Annotated in this window: 13 protein-coding genes and 1 pseudogene; 4 read left to right on the forward strand and 10 right to left on the reverse strand. The window is 70.8% G+C overall.

What is annotated here, in order from left to right; genetic code table 11:
- Window positions 1-1,457 precede the first annotated feature (1,457 nt).
- Complete coding sequence (locus OG332_RS18250; protein ID WP_327414474.1) at window positions 1,458-3,155, reverse strand: recombinase family protein; 1,698 nt, start codon at window positions 3,153-3,155, stop codon at window positions 1,458-1,460.
- A gap of 166 nt (window positions 3,156-3,321) precedes the next feature.
- Between OG332_RS18250 and OG332_RS18255 the strand changes: the two are divergent.
- Window positions 3,322-4,278: pseudogene (locus OG332_RS18255) on the forward strand (low temperature requirement protein A); the annotation flags it as partial.
- 113 nt (window positions 4,279-4,391) lie between these two features.
- Window positions 4,392-5,639: a cytochrome P450 gene (locus OG332_RS18260; RefSeq protein ID WP_327414475.1), complete on the forward strand. Its 1,248-nt coding sequence runs from the start codon at window positions 4,392-4,394 to the stop codon at window positions 5,637-5,639.
- A gap of 86 nt (window positions 5,640-5,725) precedes the next feature.
- Here the strand turns inward: OG332_RS18260 and OG332_RS18265 are convergent, their stop codons facing one another.
- Together OG332_RS18265 and OG332_RS18270 are read right to left on the reverse strand one after the other, a co-directional pair.
- Window positions 5,726-6,220: a DUF5949 family protein gene (locus tag OG332_RS18265; RefSeq protein WP_327414476.1), complete on the reverse strand. Its 495-nt coding sequence runs from the start codon at window positions 6,218-6,220 to the stop codon at window positions 5,726-5,728.
- Between the two features lie 57 nt (window positions 6,221-6,277).
- On the reverse strand, window positions 6,278-6,877 hold the full coding sequence (locus OG332_RS18270) for a hypothetical protein (RefSeq protein ID WP_327414477.1): 600 nt from the start codon (window positions 6,875-6,877) through the stop codon (window positions 6,278-6,280).
- 172 nt (window positions 6,878-7,049) lie between these two features.
- Here OG332_RS18270 and OG332_RS18275 point away from each other — a divergent pair, with 172 nt between their 5' ends.
- Window positions 7,050-7,517, forward strand: a complete 468-nt coding sequence (locus tag OG332_RS18275; protein ID WP_327414478.1) for a DUF6299 family protein — start codon at window positions 7,050-7,052, stop codon at window positions 7,515-7,517.
- 150 nt (window positions 7,518-7,667) lie between these two features.
- Here OG332_RS18275 and OG332_RS18280 read toward each other — a convergent pair whose 3' ends face one another.
- The 5 genes from OG332_RS18280 to OG332_RS18300 all read right to left on the reverse strand — a co-directional run bounded on the left by OG332_RS18280 (window position 7,668) and on the right by OG332_RS18300 (window position 13,250).
- Window positions 7,668-7,835 carry a hypothetical protein gene (locus tag OG332_RS18280; RefSeq protein WP_327414479.1) on the reverse strand — a complete coding sequence of 56 codons (168 nt, stop codon included), beginning with the start codon at window positions 7,833-7,835 and terminating at the stop codon, window positions 7,668-7,670.
- A 71-nt stretch (window positions 7,836-7,906) separates the two neighbouring features.
- Entirely contained in the window at window positions 7,907-9,994 is a 2,088-nt protein-coding gene (locus OG332_RS18285) for a SpoIIE family protein phosphatase (protein ID WP_327414480.1), read from the reverse strand.
- Window positions 9,995-10,006: 12 nt separating this feature from the next.
- Window positions 10,007-10,315 carry a hypothetical protein gene (locus tag OG332_RS18290; protein ID WP_327414481.1) on the reverse strand — a complete coding sequence of 103 codons (309 nt, stop codon included), beginning with the start codon at window positions 10,313-10,315 and terminating at the stop codon, window positions 10,007-10,009.
- A 24-nt stretch (window positions 10,316-10,339) separates the two neighbouring features.
- Entirely contained in the window at window positions 10,340-11,641 is a 1,302-nt protein-coding gene (locus OG332_RS18295) for an NAD(P)-binding domain-containing protein (protein ID WP_327419285.1), read from the reverse strand.
- 67 nt (window positions 11,642-11,708) lie between these two features.
- The gene (locus OG332_RS18300) at window positions 11,709-13,250 is read right to left on the reverse strand and encodes a carboxylate--amine ligase (protein ID WP_327414482.1); all 1,542 of its coding nucleotides are present in this window, start codon (window positions 13,248-13,250) and stop codon (window positions 11,709-11,711) included.
- A 150-nt stretch (window positions 13,251-13,400) separates the two neighbouring features.
- Here OG332_RS18300 and OG332_RS18305 point away from each other — a divergent pair, with 150 nt between their 5' ends.
- Entirely contained in the window at window positions 13,401-14,822 is a 1,422-nt protein-coding gene (locus tag OG332_RS18305; RefSeq protein ID WP_327414483.1) for a glycoside hydrolase family 26 protein, read from the forward strand.
- Window positions 14,823-14,827: 5 nt separating this feature from the next.
- Here the strand turns inward: OG332_RS18305 and OG332_RS18310 are convergent, their stop codons facing one another.
- A complete protein-coding gene (locus tag OG332_RS18310; RefSeq protein WP_327414484.1) occupies window positions 14,828-15,970 on the reverse strand; it encodes a GNAT family N-acetyltransferase in 1,143 nt (380 codons plus the stop codon).
- Complete coding sequence (locus OG332_RS18315; protein WP_327414485.1) at window positions 15,967-16,833, reverse strand: lipopolysaccharide biosynthesis protein; 867 nt, start codon at window positions 16,831-16,833, stop codon at window positions 15,967-15,969. The genes OG332_RS18310 and OG332_RS18315 overlap by 4 nt, the downstream gene beginning before the upstream one ends.
- Window positions 16,834-16,847: the final 14 nt, after the last annotated feature.

The raw sequence follows: 16,847 nt of genomic DNA on the forward strand, positions 1-16,847 counted from the left end.
CGGAACGGAGACCGGGAAAGAGTAGGTCTCAGCGTTCGTCTGCACCCGGTTAACGCCGGATGCCATAACGACCGACTGAGGGGCCAGGAGGTCCACGAACTGCTTAGCCGTCTGTTCCGGGCTGAAAGCCTTACCGGTGCCAGTCGTGGTAATTCCACGAGCCGACTGAACGGAACGGCTCATGAGGTCGCCCGGGGTGACCTGATCACCCGCGCGGGGCTCAGCAGCGAGACCGCGCACGTCGGTGGTACCCATGCTGAGCAGGGCAGCCATTCGCGTATTTGCGTCGTCCTGGTGAATCGCTAGCTGACGCTTTAGCTCAGCGTTCTCAGCGTCACCCGCGTTGTCGCGCTTTGCGGTCTCGCGCGCTAGGCGAATAACACCATCTTCGGGAGTCTCGCCATTCTTGAGAGCACGCAGCATCTCGGCAGTGTTGGAAGTAACTGCGCGGTTCGCGCTGTTCCTCATCTCGTACGTCTTCAAGGGTTCTCCTCGTTTTCCGGAAACGGAAACGGCCCCCTCTGCCGCAAATTCAGGCAGGGGCAGCCGACTGGGGATGGGAATTTCTATTCCATTGGGTTCGGTAATTGTGGGCATGACTCAGTTCCCGCAGTGTTCGGGATAGTGATACCTGAGGAACAGTCGGATTTGATTCGCGCGCCGTTTGGCTTCTAGTTCGCGCTTCTCGCCTGACACGCGATCCCAAGCCTTTCGGCGCATCGCAGGAACGGCCGCTTCAAGTCCGCTGGGGTCGCGGGCATAAGTGGCATCAAATATGCAGTGGCACTTACGGCATAGAGGTATGTAGAGATACCAGTCAGCGCAGTATGAGCGCCCGCGATCATCCTTGCGGATATCGCCGTATGTCCCAGTCCAGGCACCAATCAGAGGCCGTGCAGCCACACCACGCGCATTCGTGATACGCGGCAGGACCCCAAGCGCGCCTTACGGCCTTATGGACGTTGTCATACGCCGTCATCAGCGTCTCCGGAATGCAGAAAAGCCCGGCACAGGAAGACCTACTAGGCGGCAACCTAGGTCTTCCTGCACCGGGCAAGATCAAGGGCGTGCACGGTTGCCGTTGTGCACTAAGAGAAGAGGCGGACGTTTGGAGAGGAGCTAATAAGCTCAACTCTCCGAACGCGCCCGCCGTACCCCTCATTGAGTATCTAGTGAGTGGACCCCCTCATGTGGGTACTAGGGTGCGAGGGATTCCAGCGAGAGGGGCGCGGGACGCAAGAGTGACGAGTGACGATGATGACGCCACTTTGGCATTGCTGCCATAAAAGCCTTAGTTAGAGAATGTATGCATGGTTCCCAACTACTCAAAATTTCGTCACTCGTCACCACGCACCCCGCTCGCTGGCCTACCTAGGGTGCAAGGGATTCCCCGGGGCACACGAAAGCCCCGCCGGTCGATGGGACCAGCGGGGCCAGGTCGGGGCTTGGGCGAGCGCTTAGACGGCTTGCAGCGCCTCGCGCTCAAGGCGACGCCGCTCAATGAAACCCATGGCCGCGTCGATGTTTCGCGCGTCCTGCTTGTCCCGCCACTCTATGACTAGGCGCTTTTCAATGGGCGTGCGGTCCCCCTTCCCCTTCGGAGGCAATATGGTGACCTGCTTTACGGCTGCCTGAATGAGGGCCCGCCGCTTTTCGATATTGCCGCCATTCCATAGAATCGCCAATGCATCCGAACTCATAAGCGGCGTGAGGTCTCCGACCTTTGCCAGCTCAGCAATCTCCGCCTTGAGTCCGGCTATCTGCGCTGCCAGGTCGCCCCGAAGAAGGTCATACGTCGCCTCATCCATGCCGCCTGTCGCACCCAGGAAGAATTCCTTATTGAGCTTGAGTTCCCTTGATGCCGCCCGGTCGAGTGCAGCCAATACAGCCTGCTTCCTGGCCTCCTTTGCCGGATCTTCGTAGGCGAGCCAGCGTCGGGCAATCGCGTGAATGGTGGGCGAGTCCACCGGGAGGCTCAGGATATGGTTCGTCCATATCGCCTCCATAGCGTCGTCTACGCGACTGCGCTTAGTGGCTACGCCAACGCATACCGAGGTGCCCTGATTGATGCGGGCAAGACAGCGGTAATTGGCTCCACCGTTCCCCATCGGCCCTTTGCAGTACGGGCACCGCAGTATTCCGGTCATGATGGTTGCCGCCTTGCGTACTCCGCGCGTGCGGTCCCCAATGGCGCTACCTGGACGAGACCGCCCGGTGATGATTACTTGGATTTTTTGCCATTCAGCAAAGGTGACTACACCTTCACCACATTCGATAGGGTGCCCGTCCGCGCCCATGAGGGGACCGCCCCGGTACCACTTTTCCAGTGGGGTGCCGAACTCATCTGTTGCCCTCTCACGGTCCGGAATCAGGCCAGCCCAGCTAGGGGAATGCGCAAGGTGTATCACAGTCTGCGCCCTCCACTGCTTTCCCTTGCGCGTAGGGATTTTGCGCTTGTTGAGATCGTTGGCTATGTCGGCGGGGGTGTCCCCATCCAACAACCGTTCAGCAATCAGCGTGCGCGCATTCTTGTATTCCCCAGGGTTGTGGGCGAGCTTTCCGCTTCCCTTTGGGCTGTGAAGTCCGTAAGGTGCCACGCCACCCGGCCAACGCCCCTCGGCCTTGTGTGCGTCTCCTCCTGTCTTCGTACGAAGGGCAATGTCCTTTGCCTCTTCGCGGGCACGTTCCGAGAGCCACGCAAACATCATCCGGCCGCCCTGGGCGGAGTCGAGTCCCTCCGTGACGCTGACAAGACGGGCACCCCGCTTGTCGAAGTCATCGAGCAGTAGGCCAACCTGGCCCATTCCTCGACGTGAAAGCCGGTCGGTCTTCCAGACGTAGAGCGTCTTCGAGAGTCCTTCAAGAACGGCGGCAATAGCACTGTCGAACTGTTCGCGCCGGACATGCGCCTTACTCGCGCTGCGCTGCTCAAACCAAATGTGGCGGATGGTCTTTTCCTGAGCCGCAGCAGTACGGCACACGTCCCGCACGTGAGCCCGCAAAGTGGCCAGGTCATCCCGCTTCTTCGACCGCCGGATGTACGCCTCTGCCAAGTCGGCAGGCTCCCCAGTCGGCACAGCCCAAAGCCCGAGGTTCTTCAGTTCGTCGTCTTTGAAGCCGAGGGCCCGCAGAGTGGCCAGGTCGTCGCGTTCCATGCTGTTCCCGATCGCCGAAGGTGGCCGCTCCTGGCCTTCCTTGGGTTCGACGGATTCCAGTCAGCCCGCACGGCCTCAGAGGCGCTTTCGAAGCCCCCTGGTGAGCGAACCCCCTGGACTCGCGTTTCCGCAGGTCAGGAGCGGTGTTGCTCCGTTGGTCCACGGGTGGGCCTGGATGAACTTCACCTGGTTCGCGTCCGCCTACGACTGCGACGACGTGCCGTACCGGATCGCGACCCTGGTACAGATCGCCGGCGTGCTCGTGTACGCGGCCGGGGTGGGCGATGCCTTCGACGAGAACGACTGGACCGTCGCCGTCGTCGGCTACATCATCATGCGCGTCGCGCTGACGGCGCAGTGGCTGCGTGCTGCTTCCGGGGAGAGCGGCACGGCCCGCACGGCGTCGCTGAAGTACGCGGCCGGACTGGTGCTCTGCCAGCTCGGCTGGGTGGCGCTGCTGTTCGCCCCGGACGACTGGAAGCGGTGGCTGTTCCTGGTCCTGGTCGTCTGCGAGCTGCTCGTTCCGGTGATCGCCGAACACGGGCACCAGACGCCCTGGCATGCCCACCACATCGTGGAGCGGTACGGCCTGTTCACCATCATCGTGCTCGGCGAGACGATCGCCGCGAGCACGGTCGCGGTCAAATCGGCGCTCGACGAGCACGAGGCCCTCGACCTGCTGCTGCCCATCGCGGCGGGCGGGCTGCTGATCGTCTTCGCCGCCTGGTGGATCTACTTCGCCGTACCGATGCACGAGAGGCTGACCTCCAACCGCGAGGCGATCCCGTGGGGGTACGGCCACCTGCTGATCTTCGCCTCGGGTGCGGCGATCGGCGCCGGCATCGAGGTCGCGGTGGAGCACGCGGTCCACAAGGCGCACATCTCCCCGCTCGCCGCCAACACGGCCGTGACCGTCCCGGCCGCGCTGTTCCTGCTGATGGTGTGGCTCCTGCACTCCCGCCACTTCAAGCGCGGCCTCGCCCAGCAGCTGGTCCTCCCGGTCTCGGCCGTGGTGACGCTCGCCTGCGCGTGGACGGGGGCGTACGCGGTGCTCTGGGCGGGGCTGGTGTCGACTGCGACCGTGGCGGTCGGCGTGGCTCTGTCGACCCGGACGGACCACTGACCCCTGCGGCGCCGTTGCCGGGCTCCGCCCCGGATCCGGGTCCGGGGCGGAGCCCCGGCAGACGGCGCCGCGTCGAACCGTCACTCCCGCGCCCCCGCCGCCGTTTCCAGGCCATGACACTCCCCGCGCAACGCCCCGGCGAAGACCCCGCCAGGGAACTGGCCGAGCCCGGCTTCTGGCAGCAGCCCCCCGCCCACCGCCTCGCCGCCTTCGCCCGCCTGCGGGCCATCGGCTCCCCCGTCTTCGTCCCCGAAGGGCCCGGGCACTGGGCCCTCGTCCGGCACGCCCAGGTGCAGGAGGCCAGCCGCCTCCCCAAGGTCTTCGCCAGCGCCCCCGGTGTGACCACCCCCGAACCGGCCCGCTGGGTCCGCGCGCTGTTCGGCGACTCGATGGTCAATCTGGACGGCCCCGACCACGCCCAGCTCCGCAAGATCGTGCAGCGGGCGTTCACGCCGCGCCTGCTGGCGGCGGCCGAGGAGGACATCCACGCGGTGTCGGCCCGCATCGTGGACGACGTACTCGCCGACGAGCCGGACGAGTTCGTCTCGGCGGTGGCCTCCCGGCTGCCGCTGGACGTCATCTGCAACATGATGGGCATCCCCGAGCACTACCGCGCCGAGATCGCCGACCGCGTCAACCACGCCTCCGAGAACATCGGCGTGGAACGGGGCCTGACGGCCCGGCTGCGGATGCCCGGGCGCGGGCTGCGCGCGCTCGCCCGTATGCAGCGAATGGTGGCGGGCATCGGACGGGAGCGGCGCAAGAACCCCACGGACGACCTGATCTCGGCGCTGGTCTGCGCGAACGTGGACGGCCAGGCCCTCGGGGCCCGCCAACTCGGTGCCTTCTTCTCCCTCTTGATGGTGGCCGGGGTGGAGACCACCCGCAATGCGATCACGCACGGGCTGACCCTGCTCACCGATCACCCGGACCAGCGGGACCTGCTGCTCTCGGACTTCGAGAAGTACGCGGACGGCGCGGTGGACGAGATGATCCGCCACTCGACCCCGATCATCCAGTTCCGCCGGACGGTGGCCGCCGAGCACACCATGGACGGGCACGTGTTCCGGCCGGGCGACAAGGTGGTGCTGTACTACGCCTCCGCCAACCGCGACGAGTCGGTCTTCCCCGACCCCGACGCCTTCGACATCACCCGCTCGCCCAATCCGCACCTGGGGTTCGGCGGCGGCGGCCCGCACTTCTGCCTGGGCGCGCACCTGGCCCGGGTGGAGATGAAGGCGCTCTTCCGCGAGCTGCTCACCCGGCCGGTCGGGCTGCGCGCGGTGGGGCTGCCGGACCTGGCGGGGTCGAACTTCGACAACCGGGTCCGCTCGCTCAAGTTCGCCTTCGAGCGCCCCTGACGGGGCCCGGGAAGGAGAGGAACCGGCCACCGGGCAGGCTGGGAGCCCGGCGGCCGGAGCGGGTGGTGGCGGCACCCGGCGTGCGGTTACTTCTGCAGGCGCCGCACGGCGAGGACGCAGTGGGCGCTGCCCGTGAGCACGGACTCGTCGCCCGCGAACTCCTGCAGGGTCTTCGCGTCGACCGGCTGCCCGGGGACCGCCTCGGGCCAGGCGCGCGTGGCGAACAGGAAGTAGGCCTGCCCGCTCTCGTCCGCGGCGGCGACCCACTCCTTGGGGGCGGTGCACTGCGCGTTCATCCCGGGCAGGGTGAGCGCGATCTGGTCGCCCTCCAGCAGGATCTGCACCGGGAAGGCGGCCGGGTTGCGCGTACCGTCCATGACGACGTCGCCGATGGGCAGGCCGATCTCCTCCAGCAGCCCGCGGGCCGCCGCCTCGCCGGCCTCCCGGCCCTTCGGACCGTCGCCGAGGGTGTAGGCGAGGAGGTACGGGATGTCGTGCGCCTCGGAGGGGTCGCCGATCCAGGCGAGCACCGAAAGGGTGCCGAGCTGGGACCGGTCGATTTCGGCTTGAGTAGAAGTCATGCGCCGCACCCTAGTGGTCCCGCCCCCGGGCCTTTCACGGCCTTTCACCCGGGCGGGCTATACCGCCCAGAATCCCTCTCCGGAATTCGCCTGCATGTTCGCGTCCTGGTACTGGAGGCGCACAATGCGCACGTTTTCCGGGATTTCGAACACCACCCATCCTTCGGCCCGCTCACCCACCTCCAGGGAATCGAAGACGAGCGGTTTGCCGGTGGTCAGCTCACCGGTGGACACCACCGGGTGGCGCCGCCCCGCGCTGTCGTGCGCCCACATGCGTCCGAGCGCCCCGTACGAGGTCCCGCCCACGTTGACGAAGGACATCTGGGCTGCCACCCAGCGCTTGCCGGCGGGCGGGGCGTAGTTCTTCTCGATGCTGATCGCGGGATCCACGTACGAGGCCAGCACGGCCTGGAGGTGCCGGCCGACCTGTGCGCCGTCCACTCGTACGGGGTCACCCACATGGGCGTCCTTCACGGCGGTCCGTACGGGCGATTCCGCGCCCGGCGCCCCGTCGTCCACCGGGACGGCGGGCGCCACGGCCGGGGCGAGAGCGGCTCCCTCGGGGGCGCTCTGGCAGGCCGTGGCACCGAAGAGGAGGAACGGGAGGAGGGCGGCGGCGAGGACGGGGGTGTGGCGGCGGGCGGCGGACTGACGCATTCGGGATCCCTTCGGGGATGTATTTCGGTCAGTCTCACGCGCCCGAGCGGGCAATTGCACTCACCGACACGAGTGCGCCCGGGGAGTGCGTGCGACCGGTTGCGGCCAACTGCCAGCACAATGCGTTCCGGCGGATTCCCGCCACACGGATCCATCTGGAGGAAGAATGCGCATGTCCGGCCGCCGAATGGCACTGGCAGCCCTCTCCGCACTGGCCGCCACCACGGTATTCACCGTCCCGGCCGGGGCCACCGTTTTCGACCAAGGTATTTCCGTACATCATGACGCTCACATCGCAGAGGACGGCGGCGTCATCCTTTCCGGCACCTACCACTGCGAGCAGGCGTCACCCTCAGGGGCGATGCAGATCAAGGCGACCGTCGAGCAGGACGGAACCCAGCTGGCCATCAACGCGGAGCAGCCCGTCTGCGACGGCACCGAGCGCAGGTGGGTGGCGCACTCCCCGGCTCGTGCCGAGGGCCTGCCGGTCGGCTCGCTGGCCCTCGGCGAGCGCCTGCACCCGGGCCACGCGAAGGTCACCGCGGAGCTCCAGGAGATCCGCCTCTCGGGTCTGATGCCCCGGTCGGTCACCACGGTCGCCCAGGACACGCAGGACGTCGAGGTCCGCGCCGGGCACTGAGCGGCACCGGGCCCGTGGCGAGCGCCCGTCGCGTCCGGTAGCCGCCGCTACCGGGACCGGGCGCTCGGGCCCCGGCCCGCCCAGCCCGCCCGGCATACCCGCCCCACGGCCGCACCCCGCGGCACACCCGCACCCGCACCCCGACCGACGTCAGCGGCACTCGGGTGCGACGTCCGTCATCGACATGAAGGCCACCGACCGGCACTCGGCGTCCGCGTGCGGACGCCCCGTCGTCCAGTCCACGACGGTCGGCGCCCCGGCCGCGAGCAGGACCAGGGCCAGGACTCCCGTCACGGCGGCCTTGCTCAGCCCGCGCACAACACGATCCGTTCCATGGACGGCATCATCACCCCGCCTCCGGCACCCCACAACCCGGGGTGACCGCCCGGTCACCCGGCGCTCCGGGGGCTGCCGCCGACGGTGAACTCGCACCACACCGCCTTGCCCTCGCCCCGGGACTCCACTCCCCAGTGCGTGGCCAGCGCGTCCACCAGCAGCAGCCCGCGCCCCGTGGTGGCCGCCTCGCCCGGCGTGCGCCGGCGCGGCCACACGCTGGAGCGGTCCTTGACCCACAGCCGGATCCGCCGGACCGGCTCGGGCAGCACCTCCATCGTCAGCACCGCCCCGCCGTCGGTGTGCAGGAGGGCGTTGACCAGCAGTTCCCCGGCGGCCAACTCCACGTCGTCGGCGAGTTCCGGCATGCCCCAGTCGCGCAGGGCGTGGCGCAGGGCGTAGCGGGCCTCCGAAAGGCCTTCGGGGTCGGCCTGGTGGACGTACTGGTGGATGCGCGGCGCCCGGTGGGTGCCCGGGTCGGGAGCCCGGCGCAGCACCAGCAGGGCCACGTCGTCGCCGGATCCCCAGCGCTCCCAGAGCCGGTCCGAGAGGTGGTCGGCGAGCGCCCCGGCCTGCTGCGGGCCGCTGCGCACGGCGTGGGCCAGGGCCTCCATGCCCTGGGTGATGGTCGTGCCCGGCTCCTCCACCAGGCCGTCCGTGCACAGGACGAGCGTCTCGCCGGGGACCAGGTCGAGCCGGGTCTCGGGGAACTCCTCCTGCTCGAAGACCGAGGCCAGCCCCAGCGGCAGGCCGCCGCGCACCTTGGGCCAGCCCGTACGCCCGTCCGTGTGCCGGATCAGCGGGCCGAGGTGGCCCGCGCGGACCGCCCGTACGCCTCCGGTCTCCAGGTCCACCTGCGCGTACATGCAGGTGGCGAAGCGCTCGGTGTCCAGTTCGGCGAGGAAGCGCGAGGCCCGGGCCAGCACGGTGGACGGCGGATGGCCCTCCCCCGCGTACGCCCGCAGCGCGATCCGCAGCTGGCCCATGATGGCCGCCGCGTGCGTGTCGTGGCCCTGTACGTCGCCCACCACGATGCCGACGCGGTCCCGGGGAAGCGCGATCACGTCGTACCAGTCCCCGCCGACCTCCCGCCCGCTCCAGGCGGCGTGGTAGCGGACCGCGATCTCGCCGCCGGTGATCTCGGGGATCCGGCGCGGCAGCATGGCGGCCTGCAGGCCCGTCGCGAACTCCCGCTCCTGGTCGAAGAGGAGCGCCCGCTGCAGGGACTGGGCCACGATGCCGGCCAGACCCAGGCACAGGTTCCGCTCCTCCGGGCTGAACTCGCTGCGCCGCCGGTAGAAGAGGACCAGCCCGCCGATCGCCTTGGCCTGTGCGATCAGCGGCAGGTAGGCGGCCGCATCGAACCGGATCCGGCTCAGGTAGTCGGCGAGGAGCGGGAACTCGCCGCCGAGCTCGGCGAGCGAGGTGACGAAACGTGCCTGCCGGGTGAGCACCGCGTGCGACAGCGGCAGCGAACCGTCCAGCCGGGTGAACCGCCGCTCGCCGAGGACCTCCAGGGTCTCCCCGCTCAGCGCGATGATCTTGATGGTGCCGCCCTCGACCAGCCCCAGGGCCAGCCCGTCCGCACCGAGCCGCTCCAGCGCGCCCGCCCCGGTCAGCGCGGCCGTGACGTCGTCCACCGTCACCGCCCGCGACAGGGCCTCCGTGGTCCGCTGCACGATCGTCGTCTGCTGGGCGCGCGCCGCCTCCAGCTTGCGCAGCAGCGTCGCGTGGGCCAGCTCCGCCGTCGCGTCCCGGACGATCCCCACGACGTGCTGCGGCTGCCCCTCGCCGTCCCGCAGGACCCGGCCCGACAGGTGCGTCCACTGGTCGAGGCCGTCGCGCCGCTGCACCGTGAAGTACGCGCCGCACGTGTCCCCGCCGCTCTCCAGGACACCCGTGACGGTCTCGGTCAGGCGGACCCCGTCCTCGGGCCGGATGTGCAGCCCGACCCCCTCCGGGGTGCCGTCGAACTCCTCCGCCCCCAGGTCGAAGACGGACATCGCGGCCTCGTCCAGCACCACCGTCCCGGCGCCCAGGTCCCACTCGAAGCTGCCCATGCCGTTCAGCGCGAGCCGCTCGCCGGGCCCGGTCACGGGGGGACGCCGGACCGGCTCGGGTCCCTCGCGCTCCGCCGCTGCCACCTTCCACACCACCTAACGGCCGGGCCAGCACGGCTGCGAGATCAGCCGCTCCCACTCCTCGTCAGGATGCCCCGGAAGGGTGCGCCCGGCCTCCCTCCAGCGCTTGACGACCGAGAGGTAGATCGTGGGCTGGTCGGCGGACGGGGCCGTCGCGTACGGACCCCCGTACGGACCCCCGTACGGGCCCGCGTGCGGACCCCCGTACGGGCCCGTGTGCGGGGCACGTTCGAACCCGCCGGCCCTCGCCGCCGGGGCGGGCTGTTCCGCGCGGCTGGCGGGAATGCGTACCCAGCCGCGGCCCTGTGCTCGCTCCGCGCTCATCACGGACCCCTCTCACCGCGGATCTCACCGCAGATACGTCGTCGGATGCCCTGGGGGTACCCCCGGAGGAGGTCCGGGGGAAGCAGCCCGGTCGAACCGGGCGACACCGGTGGGGCCCGGCCGCGGGCCCCGGGCACCGAGGCGCTTGCGGACTCCCCTCACCAGTCTCCCCGCCGTGAAGCCCGCACCGTGCACGAATCGCATGGAAGGGCCGAATGAGGGAGCCGCCAGCAGCCCCGCGAAGAACAGTCCGGGCCAGGAGGACTCGAAGCTGGGACTCAGCTCCGGCGCCCTGCTGCCCCCCACGGTCTCCAGCCCCGCCCGCAGCCCCGCGTCGAGCAGCTCCAGCCGGGCCAGGTCCGGGACGAAGCCGGTGGCCGCGATGACGTGCGCGACATCCAGGACCACGGACTCTCCCGCCCGGGTGATCAGCCCGAGCCGGGTCCGCTCGCCCACCGCGACCGCCCGCTGCAGCCGGTGCCCGAGCATGACGGGGACGCGCCGCTCGAAGCGGTCCCTCAGCCACCAGGCGCCGGCCGGCCCCAGCGCGGTGGCCGCGATCCGCTCCCGGGTGGACGCGGGCAGCCTGTGCACCGCCCAGGGCAGCTCCGACCACACCCAGCTGCGCCAGCCGGTGCCGAGGCCGCTGTGGGGATCGCGCAGGGCGCGCAGCGCGGGCCGGTCCAGGGGCTGCGGGACGGTGTTCCAGTTCAGCCGGGAGCGCCGGGCGACCAGGCACGGCCGGGCCCCCTGCTCCGCCAGCAGGGCGGCGGTCTCCAGGGCCGCCTGCCCGGCCCCGAGCACGGCGACCTCGCGGCCGGCGAAGCGGGTCAGGTCGCGGTGGCCGCTGCTGTGCGAGTAGTGGGCGGGCGGGAGCTCGCCCAGCCCCTCGGGGTGGCGGACGAAGGGCATCACCCCGACCGCGAGGGCGACCGTACGGGCGAGCAGGGGCGGTCCCTCGGCGGTGCGGACGCGGAAGCCGTCGCCCTGCGGGGTCACCTCCGTGACGGTCACCTCCTCCACCTCCGGCGCGGCCTGCCGGGCGAACCACATCCCGTACGCACTGAACGTGTCGATCGGCAGCGGAGTGCCGTGTTCCGCGGCCAGTCCGCGCGTGGCGCAGTACTCGGCCAGGGTGTGCCGCCCGTCCGGCGCGGACAGGTTGGAGGACCAGGGCTCCGACTTCAGGTACATGCCGTCGGGCATGTGGTCGCGCCACGAGGCCATGGGCCGCCCCAGCAGCCGTACGCCGAGGCCCGCGTCCGCCGCGTGGGCGGCGATGGACAACCCGTACGGGCCCGCGCCGATCACCACGAGATCGTCGATCCGCGTCACGGCCGCTCCTCCAGCTCGATGGTCACCGGCCCGGCCCGGTCCGCCGCGCCGGCCGTGGTCAACGCGTCACCAGCTCGTCCGGCTCGGCCGACGCCTCCGGCGGTACGGGGCGGGAGGCGGGCGCGGTGGCGGGCGCGGTGGCGGGTGCGGTGGCGGGCCCGGTGGCGGGCCCGGTGGCCGGCGCGGTCGCGGACTGATCCCCGCCGCGCTGGCGGGGCGTACGGACGACCGCGCGCGCCGTGCGGCGGCCCTGCGCCGGGACCCCGCGCAGGACCCGCACCCCCTTGCCCGCACCACGCCCGAGGAAGGCGCCGAGCATCGCCAGGAACGGCCGCAGGTCGTCGGCGGCGAACCAGGCCGTCTCGACGCCCCCGCCCCTCTTCGGCGCCGGCCCCGCCGCCGTCCGGCCCGGGCCGGTCCGCTGACCGGCGGCCACCGGCGGGGCCGGGTCCGCGGCGCCGTCCGCCCGGTCGGCCGCCGCCGGACCCGCGGAGCCCGCCGTCCGGTCCGCCGCGCGGCGGCGCGGCAGCGAGCCGCCCCGGACCGCCGCCAGCAGCGCGTAGTTCTCGGCGACGAACACCCGGCCCGGACCGCCCGAGGGCCGCGGGACCCGTTGGCCCGTCAGATCCAGGTACATCGCCTGGACCACGTCGAGTCCGGCCGCATCCGTGAACAGCCTGAACTGCGCGCCCGGACGGGGGTTGAAGTCCACCAGCCGGAAGCACCCCTCCTCGTCGCGGCGGAAGTCCAGGTCCAGGATCCCCTGGTAGCCCAGCCGTTCGGCGAGCCGCAGCGCCGCCTCCTCGACCGCCGGATCCGGCAGCCAGCGCCCCACCGCCGTCAGCCCCGTCCGCACCGGCCAGGACAGCTCCTTGCGGCCCGATCCCGCGAGCAGCGGAAGACCGCCCCGGGTGAAGGCGCCGTGGAAGAACCAGTCGGTGTCCGGACCGGCGGGCAGGAACCGCTGGAGGAGCAGCCGGCTGCCGGCCTCGGCGGAGCGTTCGTACAGCCGGCGCGCCTCGGCGGCGGTGTGCACCAGCGTGGTGCTCCGCAGCCCGTCGGCCCCGGTGGGCAGCAGCCAGGGCCGGCTCCACTTGGCGACCACCGGCAGGCCCAGCCGCCAGGCCGCCTCGGCCGCCTCGGCCCCGCTCGCCGGGATCACGGTCTCCGGGTGCGGGACGTCCCAGCGCGAACAGAGCCGCGACAGCTCGGCCTTGTCGGCCACCTGTGCGGGCAGGTTGTCGGGCTGATGGGGAATCCGGAACCGGTCGCGGAGCATCGGCGCGACCCGGGACACGGCGATGGCGCTCAGGTCGTCCATGGCGATGAGCACGGCCTGACGGCCGATCCGCTCCGACACCCCGGTCAGACACTCCAGCAGCGCCTCGGGCGCCTCCGGGTCCAACCCGCCGGCCGGCCCGGCGTGCACGGCGCGCAGGTACCGCGAACGCCCCATGGGACCTCCCCCGGCCTCGACGACGGCATGGACCTCCACGCCCTTGCGGCCAAGGGATCTGACGGCGCCGAGGGTTCCGTGGTGGAACGGATTCCGATCGAGTCTGAGCACGACGGCGGGCACATGGTTGAGATACGCGTGCATGGCAACGGTGTCTTTCACCTAGTCGGACCAAGCGGGGGTGGTGTGCACCTGCTAATGGCCTACGCGGCAGTCACCGAACAGGCCATTCGTCAGATCTGATGCCTAACGTCTTTGGTAAGCACACCGATTCAGGAAAGCTCGGGAGACGCCATGTCCAGACCACGCCGCCGACTGGCGAGCACCTGCATCGGTACGGTCACGGCCGGACTGCTCGCCACCGGGGCCGCACTCGCGGCCCCCGGCGAGGACCGGTCCGAGGGCTCGGACATCGCCATGGGCGCCTATCTCGACTACGGTCCGCCCGGAGTGGCCCGGATCCCGCACCTGTCGGACTGGCTGGGCGGCAAAGAGATCCGGGTCGGACACACCTATCTCCCCGGTGACCAGTGGGCCGGCATCGAGGGCAGGGTCTCCTTCCTGGCGGACTGGGCCGAATGGCGCCAGGCCGAGGACGACCGGATGTTCGTCCTCAACGTGCCCATGCAGGAACGGAACGAGAGCCGCGTGCCCGACTACGAGGTGGCCCGGCTGATCAGGGCGGGCGCCCTGGGGTACTACGACCGGCACTTCAAGAACCTCGCCGAGCGGCTGGTGTCGCTGGGCGTCCCGGACACGGTCATCGTGCTCGGCTGGGAGATGAACGGCGCCACCTACACCCACCGCTGCGCGCCGGACCCGGAGAACTGGAAGGTGTACTGGAAGCGCATCGTCACCACGATGCGCTCGGTGCCCGGACAGGAGTTCAAGTTCGACTTCGCCCCGAACAGGGGTGCGGACGCGATCGGCTGGACGAAGTGCTACCCCGGCGACGACGTGGTCGACGTCATCGGAATGGATTCGTACGACCAGGCCCCCGGCAAGACCTTCGACGACCAGATCACCCAGCCGTACGGGCTCCAGCAGCACGTGGACTTCGCGAAGGCACACGGCAAGGAGATCTCGTACCCGGAGTGGGGGCTGTTCCGGCGCGGGGACAATCCGGAGTACGTACGGCGCATGCTGAAGTGGATCGAGCAGCACAAGCCGCTCTACCACACCATCACCGACTACTGCCCGCACGGCGTGTGGCAGTGCAAGCAGAACCCCGAGTCCGCGAAGGTCTTCCGCGACGCACTGATGCCCGAGCGGCCCGGCCCGGTGATCCCGACCCCCGTGGTGCCCACGCCCGTGGTCCCGACCCCGGTGGTCCCGACCCCCGTGGTGCCCACGCCGGTCGTGCCCACGCCGGCTGTCCCGACGCCCGGGATCCCGACCCCGCAGATCCCGACGCCCTCGGTCCCCATCCCCGAGGTCCCCACGCCCCAGGTCCCCACGCCCGAGGTCCCCAAGCCCTCGCCCGCGGTCCCGACACCCGAGGTCCCCAAGCCCTCGCCCGTGGCGCCCACGCCGGCCGTGCCGAAGCCCGATCCCACGCCGCCGAAGCCCCTGCCGCAGCCGCAGCAGCCGCCGCTCAACAGCTCGCAGTGGTGCGTGCCGCTCGACTTCGGTGAGTGGCTCTCCAAGCTGATCGGCAAGCAGGCGGTCTGCGTCAGGCTCGACTGGGGCAAGGACTTCGGCTTCTGGCCCTTCTAGACGGGTCATCGCACCCGCAGTTCGTTGAGCCGCGCCCGCCAGTCCCTGGCGGCCGGCAACGCCTCCCGCAGCGCGCCCACCGCCCGCTCGCGCCCCGTCACCTGCGACTCGTGCAGCCGCATCAGGGGTGCGAGCGCGGTCGTGGCCAGCAGGAACCGCTGGTTCACGACCGTCTCGGGCCGCCAGTGGTTCTTGTACGGCTCGTTGCCGCGCAGGAAGCTCACCACCGGCCTGCCCTCGGCGAGCGCCCGCCCGGCCTCGTAGCGCAGCAGCAGCGTCGCCACGTCCACCTTCCGCGTCCGCAGGTCCGGGTCGGCCCCGTAGAGGTAGCCGCCGCTGAGTCCGGCCGACAGCAGCGTGACGTTGGCCGCCACCACCTTCCCGTCCAGCCGGAACTCCGTCAGGCGGCCCTCTCCCGCCCGCACCATCCGCCGGGTCGCCCGGGTCAGGTGCTCGGCGAAGCGGGGCCTCAGGTGCTCGGGGGTCACCCCGCGGCCGCGCCACTGCTTCTCGTGGAGCCGCAGCAGGCTCCGTACGGCACGCGGCACTTCCTGCTCGGTGACCTCGTGCTCCTCGATCCCGGCCGCGTCGGTCTTGCGCAGTTTGGCCCGCACCCGCTGGGCGCCCGACGCCGGCATCCGTTTGACCAGTTCGTCGAACGGCAGTGTGGGCAGCTCCATGCAGGTGGAGTCGGCGAGCTTGGTGGAGACCCCGGGCCACTGCCGGTACAGCTCCTCGGCCGCGGCCCCGGGACGCACCTCCCGCAGGTCGACGACGGCCCCGCGGGCGGCCCGGTGCAGCCCGCGGGCCAGCGCCGGGACGACCTGGTCGGCGTACTCCGCGGCCACGAGCACGTCGGAGTAGTCGGTGATGGGGCCACCGAGTGGCACCAGCAGCGGCATCGGCCGGTGTACGAGCATCAGCGCGGCCGCGCCGACCAGTTCCTCGCCGCGCCGGACGAGGACGATCCGGAGCCGGCCGTCCTTCCCGTACGACAGCCACCAGGAGTGCAGCCAGGCGTGGCTCTGGAAGGGGGTGGCGGTGGGACAGCCGCGGAAGAGCCGGTTCCACGGCTCCTCCAGCGCGGCGAACTGCCGGGGGTCTCGGCACAGCGTCACCGACAGGGCCCCGGCGGAGCCCGAACTCATCGCACGGACTCCTTCTCCTTGGCCGAGGTGGGCTCACCCTGGGCGGGGAGCGAGGCGTACTCCTCGACCGGGGACGTCACCGCGGACTCGGCCGGGGACGCGGCCACGACCGGGACCGGGGCCTGGACCTGGGCCACGGGCCCGTCCGCGTGCTCCTCGGGGCGCCGTGTCCGGCCCGGGCGGGCGAGCAGCCACAGTCCGCCGAGCAGCCCGCCGGCGCACATGCCGACGGCGCCGCTGATGGTGGCGGACGGGGAGGCGGGCTCGGCCGGGGCCACGGCCTGGTTGAAGAGGAGCAGCTGGACCCCGGTGTTCTTGGCGGCCTGATTGCTGCTCAGCGACAGGGCGTCGGCCACCGCGTTCGCGACGTCGGCGGCCTCGGACGGGCTCTTCGAGGTGCCCGTGATGGCGATCATCGGGGACTCGGGCGAGGTCTCGGCCCGTACCTGGGTCCGCAGCTGCCGGGCGGTGATGCCCGCGCGGGGCTGGGCGTAGGCGAGGGTGGAACTGCTGGTGGCGATCCGGGCGTACGCCTGGGCGAAGCCGAGGGCGGTGGCCGGTTCGGTGGTTTCGTCGGGCACGGCGACGACATAACTGATGGCGGCGTACTCGGGGGCCTTGAGCACCCCGTACGCCCCACCCGCGGCCAGCCCCAGCACGGCGCACACGGGCAGCGGCCACCACGCGGGCGGCGCCGGCAGCCGCCGCCGGGACTTCTTCTCGGAGCGGTGGTCCGGCTTCTTCTCGGCGAACCTGCGCTCGGACCTGCGCTCGGACTTCTGCTCGGACTTCTGCTCGGACCTCGGCTCGGACCTCGGCTCGGACTTCTTGTCGGACTTCTTCTGGTCGGCGGTATCGGCCATGAGCGTGCTCGCTT

The sequence above is a fragment of the Streptomyces sp. NBC_01233 genome, assembly GCF_035989305.1.
GTDB lineage: Bacteria > Actinomycetota > Actinomycetes > Streptomycetales > Streptomycetaceae > Streptomyces.

What these genes read in the sequence shown, in the direction of transcription:
- OG332_RS18250 (WP_327414474.1), bottom strand. Translation starts at nt 3,155, where the DNA reads ATGGAACGCGACGACCTGGCCACTCTGCGGGCCCTCGGCTTCAAAGAC.
- OG332_RS18260 (WP_327414475.1), top strand. Translation starts at nt 4,392, where the DNA reads ATGACACTCCCCGCGCAACGCCCCGGCGAAGACCCCGCCAGGGAACTG.
- OG332_RS18265 (WP_327414476.1), bottom strand. Translation starts at nt 6,220, where the DNA reads ATGACTTCTACTCAAGCCGAAATCGACCGGTCCCAGCTCGGCACCCTT.
- OG332_RS18270 (WP_327414477.1), bottom strand. Translation starts at nt 6,877, where the DNA reads ATGCGTCAGTCCGCCGCCCGCCGCCACACCCCCGTCCTCGCCGCCGCC.
- OG332_RS18275 (WP_327414478.1), top strand. Translation starts at nt 7,050, where the DNA reads ATGTCCGGCCGCCGAATGGCACTGGCAGCCCTCTCCGCACTGGCCGCC.
- OG332_RS18290 (WP_327414481.1), bottom strand. Translation starts at nt 10,315, where the DNA reads ATGAGCGCGGAGCGAGCACAGGGCCGCGGCTGGGTACGCATTCCCGCC.
- OG332_RS18300 (WP_327414482.1), bottom strand. Translation starts at nt 13,250, where the DNA reads ATGCACGCGTATCTCAACCATGTGCCCGCCGTCGTGCTCAGACTCGAT.
- OG332_RS18305 (WP_327414483.1), top strand. Translation starts at nt 13,401, where the DNA reads ATGTCCAGACCACGCCGCCGACTGGCGAGCACCTGCATCGGTACGGTC.
- OG332_RS18310 (WP_327414484.1), bottom strand. Translation starts at nt 15,970, where the DNA reads ATGAGTTCGGGCTCCGCCGGGGCCCTGTCGGTGACGCTGTGCCGAGAC.
- OG332_RS18315 (WP_327414485.1), bottom strand. Translation starts at nt 16,833, where the DNA reads ATGGCCGATACCGCCGACCAGAAGAAGTCCGACAAGAAGTCCGAGCCG.